This is a genomic window from Escherichia sp. KCJ4928 (assembly GCF_004352695.1).
Lineage (GTDB): Bacteria > Pseudomonadota > Gammaproteobacteria > Enterobacterales > Enterobacteriaceae > ECMA0423.
In genome coordinates, this window is the sequence record NZ_SJWV01000674.1 from 1 (window position 1) to 342 (window position 342).

Sequence of the window (342 nt, forward strand, 5' to 3'; positions counted from 1 at the left end):
TTCAGTTAAAATCTGGACTGGAGTTTGGGTAAAGCAGGCTGGTTGCTGTTACAGCACTGTGGTTGTCACACAATGGCCCACTGACGTAAAAAACAGTCAGTGGGCGAGTGGATACATCGTTGCCGCCAGACAACAACCCATACTTTTGGTTTGCCGGGTATTGGTGCGCCTGTCGTGTTCAACTCCGGCTACAGCCAAAATTGCGCTCACCGGTGCCGCGAGCTTTGGTATGCTCCTTCGCCAGATAGCCAGAACGTTCCAGCACCTGCTGAAAGCCGGTTTCATCATCGCGTTCCAGCCACACCGCTGGCTTGTCAGGAAAATGTGCCAGCGTGTCATAAC

General features: G+C 52.9%; 1 protein-coding gene. It reads right to left on the bottom strand.

From position 1 onward, the window contains the following. Window positions 1–178 precede the first annotated feature (178 nt). On the bottom strand, window positions 179–342 hold a 164-nt coding region (locus E0D98_RS26210; RefSeq protein WP_131891598.1), incomplete at its 5' end, for an inovirus-type Gp2 protein.